A 904-nucleotide genomic window follows, 5' to 3' on the forward strand; every position below is an offset into this window, starting at 1 on the left:
CCGTTCTAAAACACTTACACAAACCTGATCATCAGGCTTTAGGTTATTTCTGCATTCAACGATACTGGTTGCATTTGCTAAGTAGCAAGCGCAGAGCCGTTATCTCCAGCAGCGTAGATTTCGGCTGAACGAGCCGTATAATTTTCTAAATTTATGCTGGCGTTATAATCGCGACATTTCGAATTTCCACAAGCACATTGGTAGGTTCGCTGGGACAGTGCCAAATCACTGTTCTTAGAACCACAGTCTGAGCAAAGCTTACTCGATGGAAACCATCGATTTGCAATCGTCAGCGTTCGCTGAAACCATGCAGACTTATACTCTAGCTGTCGCCTGGCTTCATAGAAGCCTACGTCAGCAATATGTCTGGCCAACTTAGCATTAGACATCATTCCCTTCACATTCAAGTCCTCGATAACAATTTCCTGGAAATTTTTCACGAGGTAGGTGGTGAGTTGGTGCAGTGTGTTTCGTCGAATATTGGCAATTCGCTGGTGAAGTCTGGCGATTTTCATGTTTAGCTTGTTATAGCCGTTTGATGTTTTCGTCTTTTTCACAAGCCGTCGCTGATAACGGGCAAGCTTTCTGAGTGACTGCTGCAATGGCTTTGGCGTTTCCCAATATCGAATTGAACCACGCGACAGCGTGGCCAACTTGTTGATACCTAAATCTACACCGCAACGGGCTTGGCTTTCACTTGGAAGCATAGAGACTTCGACATCGATTGAGAAAGAAACGTACCATTTATCAGCACGTCGGCTGATGGTCATTGAGTGGATATGACCACCATATTTGATTGACTCGGCCATTTTTAGCCAGCCAAGATTTGGAATTTTTACCTGACGACCTTGAGTGTTAACCTGGTCGCCACCGACATAAAATGAGTCAGAGCATTTGCCTTTCT

The 904-nt window shown here is 44.8% G+C and carries 1 protein-coding gene; it reads right to left on the bottom strand.

Annotated elements, in window-relative coordinates; translation table 11 throughout:
* Positions 1–77 precede the first annotated feature (77 nt).
* Positions 78–904 (bottom strand): RNA-guided endonuclease InsQ/TnpB family protein (locus tag ND16A_RS00005; protein ID WP_052073374.1); only part of this gene is annotated, 827 nt, incomplete at its 5' end.

The organism is Thalassotalea sp. ND16A, assembly GCF_000764205.1.
Taxonomy (GTDB): domain Bacteria; phylum Pseudomonadota; class Gammaproteobacteria; order Enterobacterales; family Alteromonadaceae; genus Thalassotalea_A.